The 23974-nt window shown below is 73.4% G+C and carries 21 protein-coding genes; 13 read left to right on the plus strand and 8 right to left on the minus strand.

All coding sequences use genetic code 11. From position 1 onward, the window contains the following. Nucleotides 1-3: 3 nt before the first annotated feature. On the plus strand, nt 4-900 hold the full coding sequence (sucD, locus tag Q0858_RS02705; protein ID WP_299050831.1) for a succinate--CoA ligase subunit alpha: 897 nt from the start codon (nt 4-6) through the stop codon (nt 898-900). 113 nt (nt 901-1013) lie between these two features. Here sucD and Q0858_RS02710 read toward each other — a convergent pair whose 3' ends face one another. Further along, nucleotides 1014-2870 carry a hypothetical protein gene (locus tag Q0858_RS02710; RefSeq protein ID WP_299050834.1) on the minus strand — a complete coding sequence of 619 codons (1857 nt, stop codon included), beginning with the start codon at nt 2868-2870 and terminating at the stop codon, nt 1014-1016. A gap of 103 nt (nt 2871-2973) precedes the next feature. On the opposite strand from Q0858_RS02710, the gene Q0858_RS02715 reads away from it, so the two are divergent. The 5 genes from Q0858_RS02715 to Q0858_RS02735 all read left to right on the plus strand — a co-directional run bounded on the left by Q0858_RS02715 (nt 2974) and on the right by Q0858_RS02735 (nt 7762). Beyond that, entirely contained in the window at nt 2974-4263 is a 1290-nt protein-coding gene (locus Q0858_RS02715; RefSeq protein ID WP_299050837.1) for a DUF6350 family protein, read from the plus strand. A 65-nt stretch (nt 4264-4328) separates the two neighbouring features. Then, nucleotides 4329-4940 (plus strand): phosphoribosylglycinamide formyltransferase, encoded by a 612-nt coding sequence (gene purN, locus Q0858_RS02720; protein WP_299050839.1) that lies wholly within the window; start codon nt 4329-4331, stop codon nt 4938-4940. Then, complete coding sequence (purH, locus tag Q0858_RS02725) at nt 4937-6508, plus strand: bifunctional phosphoribosylaminoimidazolecarboxamide formyltransferase/IMP cyclohydrolase (RefSeq protein ID WP_299050842.1); 1572 nt, start codon at nt 4937-4939, stop codon at nt 6506-6508. Before purN ends, purH begins: the two co-directional genes overlap by 4 nt. 43 nt (nt 6509-6551) lie before the next feature. Continuing rightward, entirely contained in the window at nt 6552-7421 is an 870-nt protein-coding gene (locus tag Q0858_RS02730; protein WP_299050844.1) for a bifunctional methylenetetrahydrofolate dehydrogenase/methenyltetrahydrofolate cyclohydrolase, read from the plus strand. Between the two features lie 11 nt (nt 7422-7432). Further along, the gene (locus tag Q0858_RS02735) at nt 7433-7762 is read left to right on the plus strand and encodes a DUF3017 domain-containing protein (protein WP_299050845.1); all 330 of its coding nucleotides are present in this window, start codon (nt 7433-7435) and stop codon (nt 7760-7762) included. A 269-nt stretch (nt 7763-8031) separates the two neighbouring features. Here the strand turns inward: Q0858_RS02735 and Q0858_RS02740 are convergent, their stop codons facing one another. Continuing rightward, nucleotides 8032-9021, minus strand: coding sequence for a malate dehydrogenase (locus Q0858_RS02740; protein WP_299050846.1), 990 nt, complete (start codon nt 9019-9021; stop codon nt 8032-8034). Nucleotides 9022-9144: 123 nt separating this feature from the next. Between Q0858_RS02740 and Q0858_RS02745 the strand changes: the two genes are divergently transcribed. Then, nucleotides 9145-9864 carry a hypothetical protein gene (locus Q0858_RS02745; protein ID WP_299050848.1) on the plus strand — a complete coding sequence of 240 codons (720 nt, stop codon included), beginning with the start codon at nt 9145-9147 and terminating at the stop codon, nt 9862-9864. Between the two features lie 149 nt (nt 9865-10013). Here Q0858_RS02745 and Q0858_RS02750 read toward each other — a convergent pair whose 3' ends face one another. Further along, the gene (locus Q0858_RS02750; protein WP_299050850.1) at nt 10014-11216 is read right to left on the minus strand and encodes an MIP/aquaporin family protein; all 1203 of its coding nucleotides are present in this window, start codon (nt 11214-11216) and stop codon (nt 10014-10016) included. A 153-nt stretch (nt 11217-11369) separates the two neighbouring features. Between Q0858_RS02750 and Q0858_RS02755 the strand changes: the two genes are divergently transcribed. The 3 genes from Q0858_RS02755 to Q0858_RS02765 all read left to right on the plus strand — a co-directional run bounded on the left by Q0858_RS02755 (nt 11370) and on the right by Q0858_RS02765 (nt 16095). Next, nucleotides 11370-13583, plus strand: coding sequence for an NADP-dependent isocitrate dehydrogenase (locus Q0858_RS02755; RefSeq protein WP_299050852.1), 2214 nt, complete (start codon nt 11370-11372; stop codon nt 13581-13583). 145 nt (nt 13584-13728) lie between these two features. Beyond that, nucleotides 13729-14958 carry an MFS transporter gene (locus tag Q0858_RS02760; RefSeq protein WP_299050854.1) on the plus strand — a complete coding sequence of 410 codons (1230 nt, stop codon included), beginning with the start codon at nt 13729-13731 and terminating at the stop codon, nt 14956-14958. A gap of 42 nt (nt 14959-15000) precedes the next feature. Further along, nucleotides 15001-16095 (plus strand): oxidoreductase, encoded by a 1095-nt coding sequence (locus Q0858_RS02765; RefSeq protein WP_299050856.1) that lies wholly within the window; start codon nt 15001-15003, stop codon nt 16093-16095. 7 nt (nt 16096-16102) lie between these two features. Here Q0858_RS02765 and trpS read toward each other — a convergent pair whose 3' ends face one another. Further along, the gene (gene trpS / locus Q0858_RS02770; RefSeq protein WP_299050857.1) at nt 16103-17152 is read right to left on the minus strand and encodes a tryptophan--tRNA ligase; all 1050 of its coding nucleotides are present in this window, start codon (nt 17150-17152) and stop codon (nt 16103-16105) included. Nucleotides 17153-17213: 61 nt separating this feature from the next. Between trpS and Q0858_RS02775 the strand changes: the two genes are divergently transcribed. From Q0858_RS02775 to Q0858_RS02785, 3 genes are read left to right on the plus strand one after another with little or no spacing between them, the layout of a single operon-like run. After that, entirely contained in the window at nt 17214-17741 is a 528-nt protein-coding gene (locus Q0858_RS02775) for a 2'-5' RNA ligase family protein (protein WP_299050860.1), read from the plus strand. Further along, nucleotides 17741-18790, plus strand: a complete 1050-nt coding sequence (locus Q0858_RS02780; protein WP_299050862.1) for a YihY/virulence factor BrkB family protein — start codon at nt 17741-17743, stop codon at nt 18788-18790. Before Q0858_RS02775 ends, Q0858_RS02780 begins: the two co-directional genes overlap by 1 nt. A 7-nt stretch (nt 18791-18797) precedes the next feature. Further along, nucleotides 18798-19049: an SCO4848 family membrane protein gene (locus Q0858_RS02785; protein ID WP_299050864.1), complete on the plus strand. Its 252-nt coding sequence runs from the start codon at nt 18798-18800 to the stop codon at nt 19047-19049. A 201-nt stretch (nt 19050-19250) separates the two neighbouring features. Here Q0858_RS02785 and Q0858_RS02790 read toward each other — a convergent pair whose 3' ends face one another. The 4 genes from Q0858_RS02790 to Q0858_RS02805 all read right to left on the minus strand — a co-directional run bounded on the left by Q0858_RS02790 (nt 19251) and on the right by Q0858_RS02805 (nt 23948). Beyond that, nucleotides 19251-19994, minus strand: a complete 744-nt coding sequence (locus Q0858_RS02790) for a succinate dehydrogenase/fumarate reductase iron-sulfur subunit (RefSeq protein WP_299050866.1) — start codon at nt 19992-19994, stop codon at nt 19251-19253. After that, nucleotides 19991-22015, minus strand: a complete 2025-nt coding sequence (locus Q0858_RS02795; RefSeq protein WP_299050869.1) for a fumarate reductase/succinate dehydrogenase flavoprotein subunit — start codon at nt 22013-22015, stop codon at nt 19991-19993. Before Q0858_RS02795 ends, Q0858_RS02790 begins: the two co-directional genes overlap by 4 nt. A gap of 56 nt (nt 22016-22071) precedes the next feature. Next, on the minus strand, nt 22072-22767 hold the full coding sequence (locus Q0858_RS02800) for a succinate dehydrogenase cytochrome b subunit (RefSeq protein WP_299050870.1): 696 nt from the start codon (nt 22765-22767) through the stop codon (nt 22072-22074). Between the two features lie 107 nt (nt 22768-22874). Next, nucleotides 22875-23948 (minus strand): glycosyltransferase, encoded by a 1074-nt coding sequence (locus Q0858_RS02805; protein WP_299050872.1) that lies wholly within the window; start codon nt 23946-23948, stop codon nt 22875-22877. Nucleotides 23949-23974 lie beyond the last annotated feature (26 nt).

Consider the following 23974-nt stretch of genomic DNA (forward strand, 5'->3'; position numbering starts at 1 on the left):
CCAATGTCGATCTTCCTGAACTCCGGCTCCACCGTCATCGTCCAGGGCATCACCGGCGGTGAGGGCACCAAGCACACCGCTCTCATGCTCAAGGCCGGCACCAACGTCGTCGGCGGCGTCAACGCCCGCAAGGCGGGCACGACGGTCTCCCACAAGGACGCCGACGGCAACGACGTCGAGCTCCCCGTCTTCGGCTCCGTGGCCGAGGCCATGAAGGAGACCGGTGCCGACGTCTCGGTCGCCTTCGTCCCGCCCGCGTTCACCAAGGACGCCTGCATCGAGGCCATCGACGCCGGCATCGGCCTGCTCGTGGTCATCACCGAGGGCGTCCCGGTGCAGGACACCGCCGAGGTGTTCGCCTACCTCGACGGCAACTCCACGCGCATGATCGGGCCGAACTGCCCGGGCATCATCACGCCCGGCGAGGCGCTGGCCGGCATCACGCCCGCCACCATCGCCGGCAAGGGCCCGGTCGGCCTGGTCTCCAAGTCCGGCACGCTGACCTACCAGATGATGTTCGAGCTGCGGGACTTCGGCTTCTCGACCGCCATCGGGATCGGCGGCGACCCGGTCATCGGGACGACGCACATCGACGCCCTCGCGGCGTTCGAGGCGGACCCCGACACCGAGGCCATCGTGATGATCGGCGAGATCGGCGGCGACGCCGAGGAGCGTGCCGCCGACTACATCAAGGCCAACGTCACCAAGCCGGTCGTCGGCTACGTCGCGGGCTTCACCGCCCCCGAGGGCAAGACCATGGGCCACGCCGGCGCCATCGTCTCGGGTTCCTCGGGCACTGCCCAGGCCAAGAAGGAGGCCCTCGAGGCCGCCGGGGTCAAGGTCGGCAAGACGCCGTCCGAGACCGCCAGCCTGATGCGGGAGATCCTGCAGTCCCGCTGAGCACCACCTCGGACGACGACGGGGCCCGGACGCCGCACGGCGTCCGGGCCTCGTCGCGTCCGACGGGCCGTCCGGAGATCCCGCTCCTCGACCACCGGTGGCGGAGCGCCGACTCAGAGGCCCTTCGTCGCCCCGAGGCGCACCTGGGCGCGGGTGACGAGGTCGGTGAAGGCCTGCTGGTCGACGGCGGTGCCGGCCGGGACGTAGCCGACCTGCCCGACGGCGCGGCCGTTGCGGACGAAGCCCATGAGGAACTCGACGGTGCGGTCCTCCGACAGCTCGGTGGTGACGCGCCAGGCGAGGCGCTGCCCGGTGTCGTCGGACTCGTCGAGGATCAGCTCGACCTCCGAGCCGAGCTGGTCCTCCTCGCAGGCGTCCATGCGGCCGCGGACGCCGGCGACGAAGTCCTGGGCGCCGACGTCGCGGGGGAAGAGGCCGACGGTCTCGGTCAGCCCGAACTCGTCGGGCAGGTCACCCTCGGGCACCAGGAACGTGCGGGTGACGTCGTCGGTGATCGGCTCGGCGGAGAAGTCGGTCTCGTCGCAGCTGGTCGCCGCGACGTTGACGTCGGCGGGGGCGGGGTCGGTGGCGACCCACGGCTGGTCGACGTCGGCGACGGGGGGCAGGTCGAGCGTGCCGAGCATCCCGCCGGCGGGCCCGCCGAGCGACAGCGGCTCGGTGGTCTCCGAGGACGGCGGCCCGGCGCACCGGCCGGTGCCGTCCAGACCGCACAGCCCGTTGACGGCCGTGGCCAGCAGCGTGGTCAGGGGTTCGCGGACCGGGTCCGCGTCGCTCTGCACGGACCGCGCCAGCGTCGACACGGTCCGGCCCGAGCGGGCGAGGGTGACGGTGTGGGTCGTCACCGGGTCGTCGTACGAGCGCAGGACGAAGAGCGTCGCCTGCTCGCCGACGTCCGACACCTTCTCGGTGGCCAGCAGCTGCACCCGGTCGGCGCCGCAGGCGGCGAACCAGCGGGCCGTCGTCCGGTACGCCGCGCGCGCCTCGTCCTCGGAGCGCGACATCTCCACGAGCTGGGTCACGTCGATGCGGGGAGCCCCCGCCTGCTCCTCGCCCTCGGGCAGCACGCTGCGGAACTGCCGGACGAGGGCGTCGTCGCCGTCCGGGTCGGCGTACCGCGCGGACTGGCACGGCAGCACGAGGCCGTCGCCGGTGGTGTTGTCGCTGGTGTCCCGCATCCGCCAGGGCCGGTCGGGGGACAGCCGGGCGACCTGCTCGCGGCCCAGGAGCCGCGCGGGCTCGAGGCCGGGGTCGCGGTCGGCCGCCTGGCGGGCACCGGCGCCGCCGGTGATGCCGGCGAGGCGCTCGGTCTCCAGCGAGGGGCGCAGGCCGTCCTGGTCGGTCACCAGCACCCCGCTCGCCACCAGGGCGCCCGTGGTGAGGGCGGCCCCCGCGGCGACGTGCAGCCGCCGGCGAGTCGTCCCGGCCCGTCGCACGATGGTCACCCGGGGCCAGCGGACCTTCTCCACGGCCGCTGAGAGGGGCTCGAACAGCACGCTCACCGACGTGGACGGCACGCCCCGGTGCAGCGACAGGTTCGCCGTCGCGGACTGCAGCTCCCGCTCCACCGTCGCCAGGACCAGCCCGAGCTCCTGCGCGATCTCCGGCAGCGTCCGCGACGCCTGGTGGGTGAGGATCAGCACCTTGCGCTGCGTCAGGCTCAGCTTGGCGAGGGCCTCCAGCGTCGCCCGCACCTCGTCGTCCAGGCCGCGCTCGCGGTGCCACGGGCGGGTGGTGCTCCGGCGGAGTGCGGACGCCCAGGCCTGCGGTCGTACGGCGCTCTCGGGGTCCTCGTGCCGCGAGACCTTCCGCCAGCGGTGCCAGGCGGCGACGTAGGCGTCGCGGACAGCACGGCGCGACGCCGGGAGGTCACCGGTCAGGGCCCACGTCTGGACGAGCAGGCGGTGCCGGCCCTCGGCGTAGAACGCGTCGAAGTCGGGCGGGGAAGTCATGGCAGCCGTCCACGGTACCGACCGGCCCCCGCGCAGGCGAACCACGCCGTGCCGCGGCGTGGGTCCCCGAGCCCGGGGGCCGTCCCGGACAGGATGTGCGGTCATGACCTCCCTGCTGCCGACCCCCGGCCGCACCCGGGACGAGGGTGCCGCCGCGACCGGGGCGACCCCCGGTGCGACCACCCCGTCGGGCTCCGGCTCCTGGACGGCCTCCGTGCCCCGTCCGCTGACCCTGGTCGCCCTGCTGGCCGGCGCCCTGGCGGCGGCGACGACGCTGACGGTGTGCCTGGCGCTCGGCGTGCTCGGCTGGTTCCTCGTCGACTCCGGCGCGCACGGCACGCCCGGTGACGGCCTGCGGACGGCGGCCACCGCCTGGCTGGTCGCCCACGGCTCCGCCGTCACCGTGCAGGGCAGCCTGGTGACCCTCGTGCCGCTGGGCCTCACCGCGCTCGCGGCGTGGACGACGTGGCGGGCCGCCGTCCGCTCCGGGGAGCTGCTCGCCGGCCACGGGCCCGACGCCGACCGGCTGGGCGACGGCGAGCGGGACTGGACCGTGCCCCTGGCCTCCGTCCTCTTCTCCGCCGGGTACGTCGCCGTGGCGGTCGTGACCGTCGTCCTCGCCGCCACCCCCGAGGCGGGCCCCTCCACCGGCCGCGCCGTCCTCGGCGCCCTCGCGCTCTCGCTGGTCGTCGGCGCCCCCGGGCTCGCGGTCGGCTCCGGTCGGGCCGCGCTGTGGGCCAGCCAGCTCCCGCCCGCCGTCCCCGCGGCCGTCGCCGCCTGCGGCCGCCTGCTGGTCGCCGTCGCGGTGGCCTCCGTGCTCACCGTCCTCGCGGCGGTCGTCCTCGCGTTCGACGACGTCGTCAACGTCTTCTCCCGCCTGCACACCGGCACCGGGGAGGCCGTGGCCCTCCTCGTGGTCTGCCTGGCCGTGCTGCCGAACGCGGCGGCGTACGCCTCGTCGTGGCTGCTGGGCCCCGGCTTCGCGGTCGGCACGCAGACCCTCGTCTCGCCCGGCCTCGTCGTGGTCGGGCCGCTGCCGCTGTTCCCCCTCGCCGGCGCCGTGCCGGCCGGCGGCGACCCCACGCCGTGGTCGGCGGCCGCGCTCGGCGTGCTGCCCCTGGTCGCCGTCTGGGCCGTCGCCCGGACCCTGCGCCGTCACCCCACGGCGCGCTGGGACGAGGGCGCGATGCGCGGCTGCGCCGCGGGCCTGCTCGCCGGTCTCGCGCTCGGTGTGCTCGCCTGGCTCGCCGGGGGAGCGGTGGGCCCGGGCCGGATGACCGAGATCGGCCCCGCGCCGTTCGCGGTGCTGCTGCACGCCGTGCCGAGCCTGGGGCTCGGCGGGCTCCTCGGCGGCGTCCTGGCGACCTGGCGCCACCGCCGCGCCACCGTCTGACCTCCGCCCGGCACCACCCATGCACCGCCGGACCCGGGTCGGTCGTACGCCACTACAGTGACCCGGTGCCCTCGCGAAGCCCCGCGCGACTCGTCGTGCTCGTCTCCGGCACCGGCACCAACCTCGCAGCCCTCCTCGACGCCTGCGCGGACCCGTCGTACGGCGCCCGCGTCGTCGCCGTCGGCGCCGACCGGCACGGCACGCTGGCGCAGGAGCGCGCCGAGGCCGCCGGCCTGCCGACCTTCGTCCACCGCGTCGCCGACCACCCGAGCCGCGAGGACTGGGACGCCGCCATGGCGGGGACCGTCGCGTCCCACGAGCCCGACCTGGTCGTCTCCGCGGGGTTCATGAAGCTCGCCGGACCCGCGTTCCTCGCGGAGTTCGGCGGCCGCTACCTCAACACCCACCCCGCGCTGCTGCCGTCGTTCCCCGGCATGCACGGCGTCGCGGACGCCCTGGCCCACGGGGTCAAGGTCACCGGCGCCACGCTGTTCGTCGTCGACGCCGGGGTCGACACCGGCCCGATCCTCGCCCAGACCGCCGTGCCCGTCCTGGACGGCGACGACGAGGCCACCCTCCACGCCCGCATCAAGACCGCGGAGCAGGCGATGCTCGTCGAGCACGTCGGCCGACTGGCCCGAGAGGGTCTCGACAGGAAGGTCACCACCGGCCCATGAGCACCCCCGACACCGTCACCACCACCGGTGACGCCCGCGTCCCGCTGCGCCGCGCGCTGGTCTCGGTCTACGACAAGTCCGGCCTCGAGGACCTCGTCCGCGGCCTCGCCGACGGCGGCGTCGAGCTCGTCTCGACCGGCGGCTCCGCCCGCCTCATCGAGTCGCTGGGACTGCCGGTGACCAAAGTCGAGGACCTCACCGGCTTTCCCGAGTGCCTCGACGGCCGGGTCAAGACGCTGCACCCCCGGGTGCACGCGGGGATCCTCGCCGACCGCCGCCTGCCCGACCACGTGAGCCAGCTCGAGGACCTCGGCGTCGCACCGTTCGACCTCGTCGTGTCGAACCTCTACCCCTTCACCGACACCGTCGCCTCCGGCGCCGGCTTCGACGAGTGCGTGGAGCAGATCGACATCGGCGGGCCCTCGATGGTCCGCGCGGCCGCGAAGAACCACCCCTCCGTCGCGATCGTCACCAGCCCCGCGTCGTACGCCGCGACCCTGGATGCCCTCGCCGCCGGCGGGTTCACCCTGGAGCAGCGCCGCCGCCTCGCCGCGGAGGCGTTCGCCCACACCGCGGCGTACGACGTCGCGGTCGCGGAGTGGTTCGCCCGGCAGGTCACCCCCGACGCGTGGCCCGCGTTCGGCGGCACCGCGCTGCAGCTCGGCAGCACCCTGCGGTACGGCGAGAACCCCCACCAGCAGGCCGCGCTCTACCTCGACGGCACCGGCGGGCTCGCCCAGGCCGAGCAGCTGGGCGGCAAGGAGATGTCGTACAACAACTACGTCGACACCGACGCCGCCTGGCGGGCCGCGCACGACCACGACCGGCCCGCCGTCGCGATCATCAAGCACGCCAACCCCTGCGGCATCGCGGTCGGTGAGGACGTCGCCGAGGCCCACGCCCGGGCCCACGCCTGCGACTCGACGTCCGCGTTCGGCGGCGTCATCGCCACCAACCGCCCGGTGAGCGTCGCGATGGCGACCCAGGTCGCCGAGGTCTTCACCGAGGTGCTCGTCGCGCCGGCGTACGAGGACGGCGCCGTCGAGGTGCTGGCCGCGAAGAAGAACCTGCGGATCCTGCGCTGCGAGGCCCCGCCGGCCGCGCCCCTGGAGCGTCGTCCGATCTCCGGCGGGGAGCTCGCCCAGGAGCGCGACGTGTTCCAGGCCGACGGCGACGACGTCTCCGGCTGGACGCTCGCGACCGGGGAGGCCGCGTCCGACGAGGTCCTCGCCGACCTCGCCTTCGCCTGGCGTGCGGTGCGCGCGGTGAAGTCGAACGCGATCCTGCTCGCCACCGACGGCGCGTCCGTGGGGGTCGGCATGGGCCAGGTGAACCGCGTGGACTCCTGCCGCCTGGCCGTCGAGCGCGCCGGCGACCGGGCCGCCGGCTCGGTCGCCGCCTCCGACGCCTTCTTCCCCTTCGAGGACGGCCCCCAGGTGCTCATCGACGCCGGCGTCCGCGCGATCGTGCAGCCGGGCGGGTCGAAGCGCGACCAGCTCACGATCGACGCGGCGAACGCCGCGGGCGTGACGATGTACTTCACCGGCACGCGCCACTTCGCCCACTGAGCCCACTCAGCCCGATCCTCCCGAGATCCCCAGGAGCACCGTCATGACCGCGCAGACCCTCGACGGCAAGGCGACCCTCGCCACCATCCTCGACGAGCTCCGCGGCCGGGTGGCGGCCCTGCGCGAGCGCGGGGTCGTGCCCGGCCTGGCCACCGTCATGGTGGGGGAGGACCCCGGCAACCAGTGGTACGTCGGGGCGAAGCACAAGGACTGCGCGAAGGTCGGCATCGAGTCGTTCCGCCACGACCTGCCGACCGGCACCCCGCAGGCCGAGGTCGAGGCCCTGATCGACGACCTCAACGCCGACGACCGCGTCACCGGCTTCATCGTCCAGCAGCCCACCGGCCTCGACGAGTTCCGGCTGCTGTCGCGGGTCTCGCCGGACAAGGACGTCGACGGCCTCCACCCCGTCAACCTCGGCAAGCTCGTGCTCGGCGAGCCCGGCCCGCTGCCGTGCACCCCGGTCGGGTGCCTCGACCTGCTCCGGCGCCACGGCGTGGAGCTCGCCGGCGCCGAGGTCGTCGTCGTCGGTCGCGGCCTGACCGTCGGACGCCCCCTCGGCCTCCTCCTGACCCGGCGTAGCGAGAACGCGACCGCGACGCTGTGCCACACCGGCACCCGCGACCTGGCCGCGCACGTGCGCAACGCCGACGTGGTCGTCGCCGCGGCCGGCGTCCCCGGGATCATCCGCGGCGACATGGTCAAGCCGGGCGCCGCCGTCCTCGACGTCGGGGTCTCCCGCGTGGACGGCACGATCGCCGGCGACGTCGCCGACGACGTGTGGGACGTGGCGGGCTGGGTCTCCCCGAACCCCGGCGGGGTCGGCCCGATGACGCGCGCGATGCTGCTGGAGAACGTCGTGTCGCTCGCCGAGCGGTCCGTCCAGCAGTCGGCCCAGCACCCGGCAGGGTGACCGCGCACCCGATGACCGACGCGAGCCCCCCACCCGCCCCCGACGACGAGCCCGACCGCCCGCCGCGGCTCTACCCGTCGACGGTCGGGGGCGCGCTCTACCTGCTCGTGATGGCGGCCACCGCGGTCGGCATCGCGATCGTCGGCCTCGGCCCGTGGCGCAGCGGGGTGCGGGTCCTCGCGGGGGCGCTGCTCGCGGCGGCGTCGCTGCGCCTGCTGCTGCCCAGCAAGGACGCCGGCATGCTCGCCGTACGCCACCGCGCCTTCGACGCCGTGCTGCTCACGGTCATCGGCGGGTCGCTGATCTTCCTGACCTACTCGATCCCCGACCAGCCCGTCTGAGCGACGCGTCCTGCCAGCCCCGCTAGCCCCGCTCGTCCACAGGTCGCCGGGGTCGGTGGCGGGTAGTCCCCTGAGGAACTGCTCCGCCGGGCCCCGTCGCACGACGGTTGCTCAGGGGACTACCCGCGTCGGCGGGCCCGGGCTGTGGACACAGGACAGCCGGGTAGTCCGTGACGTTCTGCACCCGCGACCGGCGGTACGACGGTGCAAGACGTCACGGACCACCCGGCTGGGCGTCGTCCGGGTCCGCCCCGAGGGGCGGACGGGCCTCAGATGAGCCCGAGGCCCTTCACGGCGTCGCGCTCCTCGGTGAGCTCGGCGACCGAGGCGTCGATGCGGGTACGGGAGAACTCGTCGATCTCGAGACCCTGCACGATCTCCCAGTCGCCGTTGCTCGTGGTGACCGGGAAGGACGACACGATGCCGGCGGGGACGTCGTAGCTGCCGTCGGAGACGACGGCCATCGAGACCCAGTCGTCGGCGGCGGAGCCGGTCAGCCAGTCGCGGGCGGCGTCGATAGTCGCGGAGGCGGCGGAGGCGGCCGAGGAGGAACCGCGGGCCTCGATGATGGCCGCGCCGCGCTTGGCGACGGTGGGGATGAAGTCGTCCTCGATCCAGGACTGGTCGCCGACGACCTCGGCGGCGTTGCGGCCGCCGACCCGGGCGTGGAACAGGTCCGGGTACTGCGTGGCCGAGTGGTTGCCCCAGATGGTCATGTGGCTGATGTCGGTCACCGGGGCGCCGGTCTTGGCGGCGAGCTGGCTGATGGCCCGGTTGTGGTCGAGGCGGGTGAGCGCCGAGAACCGCTCGTCGGCGATGTCGGGGGCGTTCGTGCAGGCGATCAGGGCGTTGGTGTTCGCCGGGTTGCCGGTGACGCCGATACGGACGTCGTCCGCGGCGACCTTGTTGAGCGCCTTGCCCTGGGCGGTGAAGATCGCGCCGTTGGCCTCGAGGAGGTCGCCGCGCTCCATGCCCTTCGTGCGGGGGCGGGCGCCGACCAGCAGGGCGAGGTTCACGCCGTCGAAGACCTTCTCGGCGTCGTCGCCGATCTCGACGCCGGCCAGCGTCGGGAACGCGCAGTCGTCGAGCTCCATGACGACGCCCTCGAGCGCCTTCAGCGCCGGGGTGATCTCGAGCAGCCGCAGCTCCACGGGGCGGTCCGGGCCGAGCAGGGCCCCACTCGCCAGGCGGAACAGCAGGCTGTAGCCGATCTGACCGGCGGCACCGGTGACGGCGACCTTGAAGGGGGCTGCGCTCACGACGTACTCCTCCGTGGTGCGGACCCGTCAGGGCCCGCGGGCTGGGTGGTGGTCCGCCCGCGAACCTAGCAGCGCGTGGACACGCTCCACGGACGGGTCCGTGCGCTCTGGGACACTGCGCTCATGAGCGACCACGGCCGACGGCGCGGCACGGCGGCAGCGGCGGCCCTCGCCGCGGCGCTGCTCCTCGGCGGCTGCGGCGGCACCCCGCCGGTGAGCCCGACCGCCGGCGTCGACGGCCTGACGATCCCCACGCCGGACCCCGACCCGTACGACTTCACCGCAGAGGTCGACCACCCCCTCTTCCCGCTCGCCGACGACCCCACGTGGACCTACGAGGGCCCCGAGGGCAGCACCGTCGAGCTGAGCGTCGACGGCACCGACCTCGTCGACGGCGTCGAGGTGACCACCGTGCGGCGCGTGCTGCGGGACCGCCGCGGCCGGACCGTGGGGGAGCGACGCTCGTCGTTCGCCCAGGACACCGACGGCAACGTCTGGTCGTTCGGCCGTGAGGTCCTCGAGGGCGACGGACGGTCCTGGGAGGCCGGGACGGACGGCGCCGAGGCCGGCCTCCTGCTCCCGGCCCGCCCCCGCGTCGGCGACGCGTGGCTCCAGCAGGAGTCCGAGGCGCTGACGACGACGGTCGAGGTGCTCGAGCTCGACGACCGCGTCGACGCCCTCGGCGGCCAGGTCGAGGCCGTCAGCACCCGCGACCGCGCGACGGGCGCGGACGTCGACGAGGACGTCGTCCGCTACTACGCCCCCGGCCTCGGCATCGTCCGCGTCGAGGACGCCGTCACCGGCGAGCCGCTCCTCGAGCTCACCGACGTCGAGACGCCGTAGCCCGCTCCGGGTGTCTTCCTGCGGGACTCCGGACTGCCGTTTCGGCAGAAACGGCAGTCCGACGGGGCCCGGAGGTGCCGTTTCGGCAGAAACGGCAGTGCCCGAGCCGCGAGCCGAGCCGCCGGGCCCGCCGGCCCGCCGACGCGACGTCAGGGCTGGTCGGGGCGCATGCGGGTGTGGTCGCCGCCGTCGTCGCCGGGGGTGTTCGGGGGCGTGTAGGGCTGCTGCTCGTAGCCGGGCTGGTAGCCCTGCTGCGGGGGCTGCTGGCCCTGCCAGCCGCCCTGGTCGCCGTACGGCGAGGGCTGCTGCTGCTCGTAGTAGCCGCCCTGCTGCCCCGGCTGCGCGGGCTGGCCCTGCTGTCCCTGCCAGGCGCCCTGCTGCTGGTCGTAGTAACCGCCCTGCTGACCGGGCTGGCCCTGCTGTCCCTGCCAGCCGCCCTGCTGCTGGTCGTAGTAACCGCCCTGCTGCTGCCACGCGGCGTACGGGTCGGTGCCGCGCGAGCGGCGCGAGCCGCCGCCGAGCTTCAGGCCCGACCCGGCGACCGCCTCGCGGTCCTTGCCGAACAGCAGGGGGTAGGTGAACCCCGCGACCGCGGCGCCGATCAGCGTCGCGACGAGGACGACGAGTCCGGAGAGCAGCGAGTCCACGCCGCCGAACACGTTCGTGGCGAGCGCACGGGCGGGGTTGGCGACGCCGCCGGTGGCCGAGGCGCCGGCGAAGACGACGGCGCCGTAGGCGAGCCCGATGGCCAGCGGGGCGACGCCGCGGTGCTCGTGACGGTCGTCGGTCACGGCGAGGACGACGTAGACGAAGAGGACGGTGAGGACGATCTCCAGCAGGATCGCCGACCACCACGCGACGCCGGTGAAGCCGTCGCCGAAGCCGACGAGGAACATCGAGCGGGAGGCGTCGGCGCCGTTGTACCCGAGGGCGAGGACGAACAGCACCAGCCCCGCGACGAGGCCGCCGCCGACCTGGGCCGCGGCGTACAGGCCGGCGTCCTTCCAGGCGAGCCGGCCGGAGAGCGCCGCGGCGATCGACACGGCCGGGTTGAAGTGGCCGCCCGAGAGGCGGGAGAAGGCGTAGCCCGCGCCCGCCAGGGCGAACGCGTAGGCCAGCGGGCTGACCCCGGGGGAGCCCAGACCGGAGAAGTCGGTGCCCAGGTCGCCGGCCGTGAGCTGGGCGAACGCGAACGACGTCGCGGCGCCACCGAGCAGGATCAGCAGGAACGTGCCCAGGGCCTCGCCCGCGAGGCGCTGGACGGTCGTCACGGGGGCGGTCCCCCTGGTCGGGTCCGTGGTCGTGCCGCCGGCGTCGCCCGCCGCGGGGGAGGGGCTGGGGTTCGTCGTCATGCGCGGCACCATATCGCCGCACGGGGCGTCGCCCCGTCGTTGCAGGAGCGCCACGAAGGCTGGGAGGGTGGGGAGCGAGGTCCGGTATCTTGACGTCGAGACGTCCGGTCGCCCGGGCCCCCATCCGTCGACGAAGCAGGAGCTGCACTGCGCATGTCCACGATCATCTACACGCACACCGACGAGGCGCCGCTCCTGGCGACGTACTCGCTCCTCCCCATCGTGCGGGCGTACGCCGCGCAGGCGGGCGTGGAGCTCGAGACGCGCGACATCTCCCTCGCGGGCCGCATCCTGGCCCAGTTCGCGGACCGGCTGCCGGAGGACCAGCAGGTCCCCGACTCCCTCGCGGAGCTCGGCGCGCTCGCCGAGCAGCCCGAGGCCAACATCATCAAGCTGCCCAACATCTCCGCCTCCGTGCCGCAGCTGAAGGCCGCCATCGCGGAGCTGCAGGGGCAGGGCTTCGACCTCCCGGCGTACCCCGAGAACCCGTCGACCGACGAGGAGAAGGAGACCCGCGCCCGCTACGACAAGGCCAAGGGCTCCGCGGTCAACCCGGTCCTGCGCCAGGGCAACTCCGACCGCCGCGCCCCCGCCGCGGTCAAGGGCTACGCCCGGAAGTACCCCCACCGCATGGGGGAGTGGAGCAGCGACTCGAAGACCGCCGTCGCCACGATGGGCAAGGACGACTTCCGCTCCAACGAGCAGTCCGTCGTCCTCGACGGCGAGGACACCCTGAGCATCGTCCACGTCGCCGCCGACGGCACAGAGACCGTGCTCAAGGACGACGTGAAGGCGCTGGCCGGCGAGGTCGTCGACACGACGTACATGGACGTCGCCGCGCTGCGCCGCTTCCTGACCGAGCAGATCGCCCGCGCCAAGGCCGACGACGTCCTGTTCTCGGTGCACCTCAAGGCCACGATGATGAAGGTCTCCGACCCCATCCTCTTCGGGCACGCGGTCCAGGCGTTCTTCCCGACCCTCTTCGAGCAGTACGGCGAGCAGCTGCGCGCCGCGGGCATCTCGCCCAACGACGGGCTCGGCGCCCTGCTGTCGGCCACGAAGGACCTCCCGGACGGCGACGCCATCGCGGCCGCCGTGAAGCAGGGCTTGGAGGACGGCCCGCGCATGGCGATGGTCGACGACCGCAAGGGCATCACCAACCTGCACGTCCCCTCCGACGTCATCATCGACGCCTCGATGCCGGCGATGATCCGCACCTCGGGCCACATGTGGGGCCCCGACGGCCAGGAGGCCGACTGCCTCGCGGTCATCCCGGACTCCTCCTACGCCGGCGTCTACCAGACGGTGATCGAGGACTGCCAGGCGAACGGCGCCTTCGACCCGGCCACGATGGGCTCGGTCCCGAACGTCGGCCTCATGGCCAAGGCGGCCGAGGAGTACGGCTCCCACGACAAGACCTTCGAGGTCCCCTCGGCGGGTCGCATGGAGCTCCGCAGCTCCGGCGGCGACGTGCTCACGACCCACGACGTGCAGCCCGGCGACGTGTGGCGCGCCTGCCAGACCAAGGACGAGTCGATCCGCGACTGGGTCAAGCTGGCCGTCACCCGCTCGCGCGCCTCCGGCGCCCCCGCGGTGTTCTGGCTCGACGAGACCCGCGCCCACGACGCGAACCTGATCGCGAAGGTCCACGAGTACCTCGGCGACCACGACACCGACGGTCTGACCATCGAGGTCCTGGCGCCCGCCGAGGCGTGCGCCTACTCGCTGGAGCGCATCCGCCGCGGCGAGGACACCATCTCCGTCACCGGCAACGTGCTGCGCGACTACAACACCGACCTCTTCCCGATCCTCGAGGTCGGCACGAGCGCGAAGATGCTGTCGATCGTCCCGCTCATCAACGGCGGTGGCCTGTTCGAGACCGGCGCCGGCGGCTCGGCGCCCAAGCACGTGCAGCAGCTCATCGAGGAGAACTACCTGCGCTGGGACAGCCTGGGCGAGTTCTTCGCGCTGGCCGCGTCGTTCGAGCACCTCGCCGGGTACGCCGACAACCCGCGCGCCCAGGTGCTGGCCGACACCCTCGACCGCGCCACGGGGACCTTCCTAGACCGCGACAAGTCGCCGACCCGCAAGATCGGCGGCATCGACAACCGTGGATCGCACTTCTACCTGGCGCTGTACTGGGCCGAGGAGCTCGCCGCTCAGTCCGACGACGCCGAGCTCGCCTCGGCCTTCGGTCCGCTCGCGGAGACGCTGGCCTCGCAGGAGGAGACCATCGTCGGCGAGCTGAACGGCGTCCAGGGCTCGCCCGCGGACGTCGGCGGCTACTTCCGCCCCGACGACGACAAGGCCGACGCGGTCATGCGCCCGTCGGCGACGCTCAACGAGGCACTCGCCTCGCTGGGCTGAGCCCGGTCCACGGCGGCGTCCCGCCCCGGTCTCGTACCGGGGCGGGGCGCCGTCTGCGTGGGCCGTGCGCCGTGAGTCTGCCCACATCGGACGGCCTGATGCCGATGTGGGGAATCGCGTGCGGGTCCCGCAGGCTGGATCCACCATGACCGCCCCCACCCTCGACGCTCCCGCGCGCCCGGACGACCTCACGGGACTCGGCCCCCGCCGCGTGACCCTGGCCATCCTGGCGCTGGCGACCGGTGGCTTCGCGATCGGCACCACCGAGTTCGTCTCGATGGGTCTCCTGCCCGAGATCGCCGCCGGCGTGGGCGTCTCCATCCCGTCCGCCGGCCACCTCATCTCGGCGTACGCGCTGGGTGTCGTCGTCGGCGCCCCCGTCCTGGCGTACTTCGGCGCCCGCCTCCCGCGGCGGGCGCTCGCCCTGGCACTGATGGCCGCCTTCGTGGTCGGGAACGTCGGCAGCGCGATCGCGTCGTCGTACGGCCTGCTGCTGACGGCCCGCTTCATCGCCGGACTGCCGCACGGCGCCTTCTTCGGCGTCGCCTCGCTCATCGCCGCCTCGCTCGTCGCGGAGTCCCGCAAGGGCCGCGCGGTCGCGATGGTCATGCTCGGCCTGTCCGTCGCCAACGTCGCCGGCGTCCCGCTCGGCACCTGGCTGGGTCAGAACGTCGGCTGGCGCGAGGTGTACTGGATGGTCGCCGTGCTCGGCGCCGTCACCGTCACCATGACCGCGCTGTTCGTGCCCCGCCGTCCCGGTGACCCGACCGCCAGCGGCCGCACCGAGCTCAGCGCCTTCGCGAAGCCGCAGGTGTGGCTGACGCTCCTCGTCGGCGCCGGCGGGTTCGGCGGCATGTTCGCCGTCTACACCTACATCGCCGAGACCGTCGTCGACGTGGGCGGCCTGGGCTCCGCGGCCGTCCCGGCCTTCCTGCTGGCCTACGGGCTCGGCATGGTCGCCGGCACCTGGGTGGCCGGCGAGCTCGCCGACCGCTCGGTGATGCGCGCCCTGTTCATCGGCAGCATCGGGATGGGCCTGTCGCTGCTCGTCTTCTACCTGGTGGCGCCGTTCGCCTGGTGGGGCATGCCCGCCGTGTTCGTGATCGCGGTGATGGCCTCGGTGCTCGCGGTCAACCTCCAGCTGCGGCTCATGGCCGTCGCCGGCAAGGCGCAGACCCTGGGCGCCGCGATGAACCACGCCTCCCTCAACACCGCCAACGCCCTCGGTGCCTGGCTCGGTGGCCTCGTGATCGCCGCCGGGCTCGGCTACCGCGCCCCGGCGCTGGTCGGCGCCGCGCTGTCGGTGTTCGGGCTCGTCGTCCTGCTCTTCTCGGCCGCGCTCGAGCGGCGTACGGCGGCGTCGGCGAAGGTCTGACCTGCTGGACACGCCCCGACGAGCGGGGGCAGGCTGCGGAGCATGCGACGTCTCGGGATCGCCCTCGCCCCCGCCTGCCTCGCGGCGGGCCTCGTCCTCCTCGCGCCGACGGCCGGTGCCGCGGCGCCACCGGCGAAGCCGAAGCCCGGCCTCACCGTGGAGCAGACGGTCGTCGACGCCGACCAGAGCTTCCGCGGGCTCGACGCCGTCGACCGCCGTACGGCGTGGGTCGCGGGCGGGAGCGTGTCCGGCGGCGCCGGCTCGGTCCACCGGACGTCGGACGGCGGCCGCACCTGGGTCGAAGTCACCCCGCCCGGCGTCGAGGGGCTCCAGTTCCGCGACGTCGAGGTGACCGGCCGCCGCAGCGCGGTCGCCCTGACCATCGGCGAGGGGGCGCTGTCGCGGGTCTTCCGCACCACCGACGACGGCCGCACCTGGACCGAGACCTTCCGCAACGACGAGCCCGCCGCGTTCTACAACTGCGTCGACTTCTACCCGGGCGGGAAGGTCGGCCTGGCGGTCTCCGACCCGGTCGACGGCCGGTTCCGCATCATCCGGACCGACGACGGCGGCGCCTCGTGGCGGGTCCTGCCGAGCGCGGGGATGCCCGACTCGACCGGCGAGGCCAACTTCGCCGCCTCCGGGGACTGCCTGGTCACCCACGGCCGTGACGCGTCCTTCGGCACCGGCGGCGAGCGCTCCCGGGTGTTCACGAGCCGCGACCGCGGGCTGACCTGGACCGCGACCGACTCCGCGATCCCGGCCGGTGAGGCCGCGGGCGTCTTCGGGCTCGTGTTCCGCGGCGCCCACGGGGTCGCCGTGGGCGGGGACTTCTCGGCGCCGACCGACGGCGTCGACGCGTCGTCGTACACCGCGCCGCCGCGGCGCGGCTGGACCAGCGGCGGCGACCTGACGCACCTCGCGGAGGACGCGGCGTACGTCAGCGGGCGGACGCTCCTCGCCACCGGGGAGTCCGGGGACGTCGCCGGCACCAGCCTGTCGACCGACGGCGGCCGGTCCTGGCGCTTCCTCTCGGACGTCGGCTTCCACACCCTCGACTGCGCGGGCGGCAAGGACGGCGCCTGCTGGGCCGCCGGCGGTCGCGGCCGGGTCGCCCGGGTGGCGGCGGGGCGCTGAGGCGCTCCTAGCCGCGGAAGGTCCCCATCCGCTCGCGGACCTCGGCGAGCGTCGCGTCGGCGATCTCGTTCGCGCGGGCGTTGCCGGCGGTGAGCACCTTGTCGACGTACGACGGGTCCGCTGCGAGCTCGGCGCGACGCTCCCGCAGCGGGGCGAAGAAGGTGTTCAGCGACTCGGTGACGCGCTTCTTCAGCGCGCCGCCCCCGCCGTCCCCGATCTCCTCGGCGATCGCGGCCGGGTCGCCGTCCTCGCAGAGCGCCGCGATGGTCAGCAGGTTCGACACCTCGGGCCGGTTCGCCGGGTCGTAGGTGATGTGGCGGTCGGAGTCGGTCTTCGCGCCCTTGACCTGCTTGGCCGTCTCGTCGGCACTCATGCGGAGCTCGACGACGTTGCCCTTCGACTTGCTCATCTTCGTGCCGTCGGTGCCGAGCAGCAGCGGGGTCGCGGAGAGCAGGGCCTCGGGCTCGGGGAACGTCTGCCCGTAGCGCTCGTTGAAGCGGCGCGCGACCACCCGGGTCTGCTCGATGTGGGGCAGCTGGTCCTTGCCGACCGGGACGACGTTGCCCTTGCAGAACAGGATGTCCGCGGCCTGGTGCACCGGGTAGGTGAGCATCAGCCCGCTGATGGAGGTGATGCCCGCGGTGGCGGCCTCGTCCTTGACCGTGGGGTTGCGCTGCAGCTCGGCCACGGAGACGAGGCTGAGGAACGGCAGCAGCAGCTGGTTCAGCGCCGGGACCGCGGAGTGCACGAAGATCGTGGACCGCTCCGGGTCGATGCCGGCGGCGAGCCCGTCGAGGAGCAGGTTGCGGGTGTTGCCGGCGATGTCGCCGGCGACCTCGCGGTCGGTGATGACCTGGTAGTCGGCGACGAGCACCATGATGTCCGCGCCGCTGGCTTGCAGGCGCAAGCGGTTCGCGATGGAGCCGAAGTAGTGCCCGACGTGCAGCGCGCCGGTGGGCCGGTCCCCGGTGAGCATCCGGAACCGCTCCGGGTGCTCGGCCAGGCGCTTCTCCAGGTCCTCGCTGCGGGTCAGGGACGCCTCGTACGACTCGGTCACGGACGCCGACTCTACAAAGGCGTCGGCGGGGCCGGGCAGGCGAGGCAGTAAGGTGCGGCAGGTGCCCACCATCGGAGTCGCCGTCGCGATCCCGGAGCCGTGGGCGGCCCGCCTGCAGGACTACCGGGCAGGCCTCGGGGACGTCACCGCAGGCTCCATCCCCACCCACATCACGCTCGTCCCGCCGACCGAGGTCGTCGACGAGGACCTCGACGCGCTCCACGACCACCTCGAGGCCGCGGCGTCCTCCCTCGACGCCTTCGAGGTCCACCTGCGGGGGACGGGGACGTTCCGCCCGGTCTCCCCGGTGGTCTTCGTGGCGCTCGCCTCGGGCATCGCCGGCTGCGAGGCCCTCGCGGACGCCGTCCGCACCGGCCCGCTCGACACCGCGCTCGAGTTCCCGTACCACCCGCACGTGACGGTGGCCCACCACCTGCCCGACGAGGTGCTGGACCGGGCGTACGCCGAGCTCGCCGACCTCGAGTGCCGCTTCGACGTCGAGGACTTCCACCTGTACGTCCACGACGAGCTGAGCGGCTGGCAGCCGGTCCGCGGCTTCCCGCTGCGTCGTGTCCCGGTGAGGACCTGATGTCCGGCGTCGGCGACACCGTCCGCGTCCGCCTCAACGAGACCCGCACCCGTCGGCCCGCGGTGGACCACCTGCTCCGCACGCTGCAGCACTTCGGCCAGGTGCAGGGCACCGCCCACGCCGGCGGCGTCACCTTCTTCGGCTTCCTGTCGGTGTTCCCCCTGCTCGCGCTGGCCTTCTTCGCGCTGGGCCTGATCGCGAGCACGACGGGCGCGACGCTCGACCTGGTGCAGACGGTCAACGGGGTGGTGCCCGGCCTGATCGGCAGCGGCGAGGGTCAGATCCCGCTGTCGACCATCGAGTCCGCGGCCGGTGCCGCCCTGGGCATCGGTCTGGTCGGTCTGGTGTACGCCGGGCTGAACCTGCTGTCGGGGATGCGGACGGCGCTGCTCATCGTCTTCGAGCAGCCGGTCGACGAGCAGCCCAACTTCGTGATCGGCAAGCTCCGCGACCTGCTCGCCCTGCTCAGCCTGGGGGCGATCCTCCTGGTGAGCGTCGGCGTCTCCAGCGTGGTGAACCTGCTCTCGAGCTTCCTGCTGGGCCTCGTCGGCCTGGACGACGACCTCGCCTGGGCCCTGCGCCTGCTGACCGTGGTGATCGGCCTCGCGGCGTCCACTGTGCTCTTCTACGCGCTGTTCCGCGTGCTCGGCCGGCCGCTGGCGCCGAACCGGGCGCTGTGGCAGGGCGCCCTGCTCGGTGCGGTGGGCTTCGAGATCCTCAAGCAGCTCAGCGGCGTCCTCATCGGCTCGACGCAGAACCAGCCGGCGTTCGCCGTGTTCGGCGTGGCCCTGGTGCTGCTGGTGTGGATCAACTACTCGGCGCGGCTCATCCTCATCGCGGCGTCCTGGGTCCACACCAGCGACGGCGCGCGCCTGCTGCGGGAGAAGCGGACGGCCGAGGAGCAGGCCCGCCACGCCTCCACCGCGGTGGAGCTGCGCAAGCGTCCGCCGGCCCCCGCCTCGCCCGGGCCGCGCTCGTTCGGTGCCGGCGTGCTCAGCGCCCTGGGTGCCGTCTTCCTGCTCCAGCGACGCCGTCGCCGGGACCGGTGAGCCGCCGATGAGGTTCGAGCGTCGTCACGCCGTCCTGCTGCTGGCCGTCGCGGCCTGGACCGTCCTGTCCTTCGGCAACTTCGCGATGAACCTGTACGGCGCCTGGTCGGCCGGCGAGGACCGCGCGACGTCGTACTGGGTCGCCCACACGATCCTCATCGTCGTGAACATGGTGATCGCCGTCCTCCTCGGCTCGCTGGGGTGGCGCGCCTGGCGCGCCACCGGCCGCCGCGCCGGCCGGACCCCCGTCGACGCCTGACACGGCGGCGGTCTGCGGCCAGACGCCACATGGAGTGGCTTTGCAGCGCCTGGAGCGCTGAGGAGCCACTCCATCCCGTCATCGCCGGACCGGCCCGACCGACGAGTCACCGGGTCGCACGACGAAGGCCGCGACGCGCCGTGGGTGACGGCGTGTCGCGGCCTCGCGTGGTGCTGGGCGGTGCGGGTGGCTGCGCCGGGCTCAGTGCCCGTGGCGGATGGCGGTGCGCAGGTCCTTGTTGAGCTGGGAGATCACGTCGAGCGGGATCTCCTTCGGGCAGGCGGCGGTGCACTCACCGATGTTGGTGCAGCCGCCGAAGCCCTCGGCGTCGTGCTGCGCCACCATGCTGGCGACGCGGCCGTCGCGCTCGGGCTGGCCCTGGGGGAGCTCGCCGAGGTGGGTGATCTTCGCGCCGAGGAACAGCGACGCGGAGCCGTTCGGGCACGCCGCGACGCAGGCGCCGCAGCCGATGCAGGTCGCCACGTTGAAGGCGCGGGTGGCCTTGTCGCGGGGCGCGGGCACCGAGTTGGCCTCCGGCGCGGAGCCGGTGTTGGCGGAGATGTAGCCGCCGGCCTGGATGATCCGGTCGAACGCCGACCGGTCGGTGACGAGGTCCTTGATCACCGGGAACGCGTCGGCGCGCCACGGCTCGATGGTGATCGTCTGCCCGTCCTTGAAGGACCGCATGTGCAGCTGGCAGGTGGTGGTGACCTCGGGGCCGTGCGCCTGGCCGTCGATCATCAGCGCGCACGAGCCGCAGATGCCCTCACGGCAGTCGTGGTCGAACGCCACCGGCTCCTCGCCGGTCTCGTTCAGCTGCTCGTTGAGGACGTCGAGCATCTCGAGGAAGCTCATGTCCTCGCTGACGCCGCCCAGCTCGTAGGTCTTGAGGCCACCCTTGTCGGCGGGGTTCTGCTGGCGCCAGATCTTCAGGGTCAGGTTCACTTGTAGCTCCGCTGCTTCATCTCGATGGCGGTGTAGATCAGGTCCTCCTTGTGGAGCACGGGCGAGCCGTCCTCGCCGCCGAACTCCCAGGCCGCGACGTAGGCGAACTCCTCGTCGTGACGCAGCGCCTCGCCCTCCTCGGTCTGCGACTCGGCGCGGAAGTGGCCGCCGCAGGACTCGCGGCGGTTCAGGGCGTCGATGCACATGAGCTCGCCGAGCTCGATGAAGTCGGCGACGCGGCCGGCCTTCTCGAGGCTCTGGTTGAGCGAGTCGGCGGTGCCGAGGACCTTGAGGTCGGTCCAGAAGTCCTTCTTCAGCTCTCGGATCATGTCGATCGCCTTGCGCAGGCCCTCCTCGGAGCGCTCCATGCCGCAGTACTCCCACATGATGTGGCCGAGCTCGCGGTGGTAGGAGTCCGCCGAGCGGCTGCCGTTGATCGACAGGAAGGTCTCGACGCGCTTCTCGACGGAGCGGCGGGCCTCGACGACGGCCTCGTCGTCCTCGGTGATCTTCTCGAACGGACCGTCGGCGAGGTAGTCGCGGATGGTGTTCGGCAGGACGAAGTAGCCGTCGGCCAGGCCCTGCATCAGCGCGGACGCGCCGAGGCGGTTGGCGCCGTGGTCGGAGAAGTTCGCCTCGCCGGTGACGAACAGGCCGGGGATGTTGGACTGCAGGTGGTAGTCCACCCACAGCCCGCCCATCACGTAGTGCACGGCGGGGTAGATGCGCATCGGCACCTCGTACGGGTTCTCACCCGTGATCCGCTCGTACATGTCGAAGAGGTTGTCGTACTTCTCCTTCACGACGTCCGCGCCCATGCGCTCGATCGCGTCGGTGAAGTCGAGGTAGACGCCGCGGCGGAAGTCGCCCACGAGCGGGCCGACGCCGCGGCCCTCGTCGCAGACGTTCTTCGCCTGGCGGGAGGCGATGTCGCGGGGGACCAGGTTGCCGAACGCCGGGTAGATCCGCTCCAGGTAGTAGTCGCGGTCCTCCTCGGGGATGTCGCGGGGGTCCTTGTCGCAGTCCTCGACCTTCTTGGGCACCCAGATGCGGCCGTCGTTGCGGAGCGACTCGCTCATCAGCGTCAGCTTCGACTGGTGCTCGCCGGAGACGGGGATGCAGGTCGGGTGGATCTGCGTGTAGCAGGGGTTCGCCATGTAGGCGCCCTTGCGGTGCGCGCGCCACGTGGCGGTGACGTTGCAGCCCATCGCGTTGGTGGAGAGGAAGAAGACGTTGCCGTAGCCGCCGGAGGCGAGGACGACGGCGTCCGCGAGGTGGGTCTCGATCTCGCCGGAGACGAGGTCGCGGGCGACGATGCCGCGGGCCACGCCGTCCTTGACGATCAGCTCGAGCATCTCGTGGCGGGTGTACTGCGTGACGGTGCCGGCGGCGACCTGGCGCTCCATGGCCTGGTAGGCGCCGAGGAGCAGCTGCTGGCCCGTCTGGCCGCGGGCGTAGAACGTGCGGGACACCTGCACGCCACCGAAGGAGCGGTTGTCGAGCAGGCCGCCGTACTCGCGGGCGAAGGGGACGCCCTGCGCGACGCACTGGTCGATGATGTTCGTGCTGACCTCGGCCAGGCGGTAGACGTTCGACTCGCGGCTGCGGTAGTCGCCGCCCTTGACGGTGTCGTAGAAGAGACGGAAGACGGAGTCGCCGTCCTCCTTGTAGTTCTTCGCCGCGTTGATGCCGCCCTGGGCAGCGATCGAGTGGGCGCGCCGCGGGGAGTCCTGGTAGCAGAAGGACTTCACGTTGTAGCCGGCCTCGCCGAGCGTGGCGGCGGCCGCGCCGCCGGCCAGGCCGGTGCCGACGATGATCACGTCGAGCTTGCGCCGGTTGGCCGGGTTGACCAGGCGGTTCTCGAAGCGGCGGGTGGTCCAGCGGTCCGCGATGGGACCGGTGGGCGTCACCGGGTCGACGAGCGGCTCGCCGGCGACGTAGTAGCCGTGGGCGTCGTCGGAGGTCTGCTTCGCCGCCTGGTTCAGCGGCGAGGAGCCGTCGTGGAGGGTGGAACCGGCCATGGTGATCGCTCCCTGGTGGTGGATCGGGTGGGGCGGATGGTTCGGGTGCTGCGCTGCTAGGAGATGACGCCCGCGAGGACGAACACCGGGATCAGTGAGTAGCCGCCGGCAATGACGACGGCCAGGAGGTACCCGAGGAGGTTGGCGTTGCGACGGGCGGACGCGGTGTTCGTGAGCCCGAGCGTCTGCGCGGCGCTCCAGGTGCCGTGGCGCAGGTGCATGGCGAGGGCGGCCATCGCGACCAGGTAGATCGCGGAGACCCACCAGATCTCGAAGCTGCCCACGAGGCGCTCGTACGGCGAGTCGGAGTTGCTGCCCGGCGTCACGACGCGCAGCGTGAAGTGGAGGATGTGGAAGACGATGAACAGCAGTAGGGCGGTGCCGCCCCAGCGCATCGTCTTGCTCGACCAGGTCGAGTTCACCCGCTTCGTGACGGCGTACTTCGTCGTCCGCGCCTTGCCGGCCCGCGCCCACAGCGTGTACGCCGCGTACACGTGCACCGCGAGCGCGACCAGCAGCACGATCCGGATGATCCAGAGCAGGCCGGAGTACGGCAGCAGGGGCTCACCGATGGTGCGCAGGTGCTCGGCGTAGGAGTCGAACGCCTCCTGGCCGCTGAAGGCCTTGAGGTTGCCGTACATGTGCGCCAGCACGTAGCCGATGAAGATCAGACCCGAGAGGGCCATCAGCAGCTTCAGCGCGATGGTCGACCGGGACGACCTCTTGTTCTTGACCGCAGTCACAGTTGCCACGGCCCGTACGGTACCCCCGCGCCTGGCCGGTCAGACCATCCGTGGTCGTGAGGCGACAGTCACACAGGGGACCCTCACCGGCCCCGTCCGAGGGCGTCGGAGCAGCGTCAGGCGGCGTCGGCCCCGGCCGCGTCGAGGACGGCCGGCAGGTGCACCGCCAGGAGCTCGGCGGTGGCGTCCGCCCAGGTCCGTCGTACGGCGTGGGCCCGGGCGCGGGCGCCCATCGCGGTGAGCTCCGGGGTGGTCGCGGCGCGGGCGAGGCGGCCCAGGCATCGGGCCATCGCCCCCGGGTCCGCGGGGTCGTAGAGCAGGCCGGTGCGGCCGTCGAGGACGATCTCCGCCGCGGCGCCCCGGGCGGGGGCGACGACGGGGACGCCGCTGGCGGCGGCCTCCCGCAGCACGGGCGCGCAGGTCTCCTGCTCGCCGGGGTGGACGAGCACGTCGAGGCTGGCCAGGGCGGTGGCCAGGTCGCCGCCGGTGACGGTCCCGGTCATCTGCGCCTGCGGCAGCCGCTGCCGCAGCCAGTCGCGCTGCGGCCCGTCGCCGACGAGCACGGGCCGGACGCCGGGGACCCGGGCCACCTCGGGCAGCGCCCGGACGCCGTGGCGGCGGTGCAGCCCGCCGACGTACCCGACCACGAGCCGGGGCCCACCGCGGGAGCGCGCCAGCGACCAGCGGTCGTGGAGCCAGGGGTCGCGCAGCTGCGGGCCGAACATCGCGGGGTCGACGCCGGGCAGCCACAGGTGCGACTCGACGTCGAGCGAGGCGAGGCGGTCGCGGACCCAGGCGGCGCTGACCACGATCCGGTCGGAGCGCTCGGCGACCTTCGTGCGCCAGGACGTGAGCCCGGCGTCCGGGGCGGCCGCGAGCTGCGCCGTCAGGGTCGGTACGCCGGCCCGCCGGGCGTGCTTGAGCGCCTTGCGGCCCAACGTGCCGGGGGAGTGCACCTGCACGACGTCGGGCCCGAAGCGGTCGAGGGCGCGCTGGGCCTGGCCGCCGGGGCGGTCCCGCATGCGCACCCGCTCGACGCGGGCGCCGCGGTAGGTGGCGAGGCCCGGGCCGGGGGCGAGCACCTGGACGGTGTGGCCCTCGTCGACGAAGCGGTCCGCGACCTGCCGCACGGTGCCGGTCGCGGCGTCGACGGCGGGGTAGAAGGACTCGGTGACCAGCATGACCCGCATGGCGCCAGCCTCACGGGTGCGCGCGT

The organism is uncultured Nocardioides sp. (genome assembly GCF_947489365.1).
In the GTDB taxonomy this organism is placed as follows: Bacteria; Actinomycetota; Actinomycetes; order Propionibacteriales; family Nocardioidaceae; genus Nocardioides.

Bases quoted from the DNA above. Each gene is read 5' to 3' on its own strand.
- Q0858_RS02735 (WP_299050845.1), top strand. From the start codon at position 7,433: ATGACCGACGCGAGCCCCCCACCCGCCCCCGACGACGAGCCCGACCGC.
- Q0858_RS02785 (WP_299050864.1), top strand. From the start codon at position 18,798: ATGAGGTTCGAGCGTCGTCACGCCGTCCTGCTGCTGGCCGTCGCGGCC.
- sucD (WP_299050831.1), top strand. From the start codon at position 4: ATGTCGATCTTCCTGAACTCCGGCTCCACCGTCATCGTCCAGGGCATC.
- Q0858_RS02805 (WP_299050872.1), bottom strand. From the start codon at position 23,948: ATGCGGGTCATGCTGGTCACCGAGTCCTTCTACCCCGCCGTCGACGCC.
- Q0858_RS02760 (WP_299050854.1), top strand. From the start codon at position 13,729: ATGACCGCCCCCACCCTCGACGCTCCCGCGCGCCCGGACGACCTCACG.
- Q0858_RS02730 (WP_299050844.1), top strand. From the start codon at position 6,552: ATGACCGCGCAGACCCTCGACGGCAAGGCGACCCTCGCCACCATCCTC.
- Q0858_RS02780 (WP_299050862.1), top strand. From the start codon at position 17,741: ATGTCCGGCGTCGGCGACACCGTCCGCGTCCGCCTCAACGAGACCCGC.
- Q0858_RS02715 (WP_299050837.1), top strand. From the start codon at position 2,974: ATGACCTCCCTGCTGCCGACCCCCGGCCGCACCCGGGACGAGGGTGCC.
- Q0858_RS02750 (WP_299050850.1), bottom strand. From the start codon at position 11,216: ATGACGACGAACCCCAGCCCCTCCCCCGCGGCGGGCGACGCCGGCGGC.
- Q0858_RS02755 (WP_299050852.1), top strand. From the start codon at position 11,370: ATGTCCACGATCATCTACACGCACACCGACGAGGCGCCGCTCCTGGCG.
- Q0858_RS02745 (WP_299050848.1), top strand. From the start codon at position 9,145: ATGAGCGACCACGGCCGACGGCGCGGCACGGCGGCAGCGGCGGCCCTC.
- Q0858_RS02765 (WP_299050856.1), top strand. From the start codon at position 15,001: ATGCGACGTCTCGGGATCGCCCTCGCCCCCGCCTGCCTCGCGGCGGGC.
- Q0858_RS02710 (WP_299050834.1), bottom strand. From the start codon at position 2,870: ATGACTTCCCCGCCCGACTTCGACGCGTTCTACGCCGAGGGCCGGCAC.
- Q0858_RS02795 (WP_299050869.1), bottom strand. From the start codon at position 22,015: ATGGCCGGTTCCACCCTCCACGACGGCTCCTCGCCGCTGAACCAGGCG.
- purH (WP_299050842.1), top strand. From the start codon at position 4,937: ATGAGCACCCCCGACACCGTCACCACCACCGGTGACGCCCGCGTCCCG.